Source organism: Nocardia cyriacigeorgica (assembly GCF_010858045.1).
In the GTDB taxonomy this organism is placed as follows: domain Bacteria; phylum Actinomycetota; class Actinomycetes; order Mycobacteriales; family Mycobacteriaceae; genus Nocardia; species Nocardia cyriacigeorgica_E.
Genome location: NZ_JAAGVC010000096.1, coordinates 1 through 588, shown reverse-complemented (window position 1 = coordinate 588; position 588 = coordinate 1). Strand labels below are relative to the sequence as shown.

Below are 588 nucleotides of genomic sequence, written 5' to 3'. Positions count from 1 at the left end.
CGTCACGGTCCGACACCGCGTCTTGGCCCAGGCCTGCGTCACCGCTCGGCTCAGCGTCACCGCCCGGCACCGCGTCACGGCCCGGCACCGCGTCACCGCTGGGCTCAGCGTCACGGCCCGGCACCGCGTCACCGCCCGGCCCCGCAGCACCGCCCGGCTCCGCAGCACCGCCCGGCTCCGCAGCACCGCCCGGCACCGCGTCATGGCCCGGCACCGCGTCACCTCGCGGCCCTGCATCACGGTCCGGCTCTGCGTCACCACGTGGCGCCTGGTCGGCTGACGACTCGGGACCGAGGCGGGCGCTGCGCCCGGCAGCGGTGAGGACCGGCTCGTCGACCTCCAGCTCGTCGTCGCGGACGAGCGCGGCGAGCTCCGGCATCCGGTCCAGTTCCGGGAACAGCGATTCCTGGCGCACATCCGACAACCCCGCGTAGCCGACGCCGACCAGGCGGATCGGGCCGAGTTCCTGCGGGTCGATGGCCGAGCGCTGGGCGGCGGCGGTGAGGGTGGCGAGGTCCTCGGTGGCGTAGGGCAGGGTGAACGATCGGGTGACGATGCTCATATCGGACTTCTTGAGCTTGAGCACCA

General features: G+C 74.0%; 1 protein-coding gene. It reads right to left on the bottom strand.

What is annotated here, in order from left to right:
* The coding region (locus GV790_RS31480; protein ID WP_445668761.1) for a DinB/UmuC family translesion DNA polymerase at positions 1–588 on the bottom strand (588 nt) is incomplete at both ends.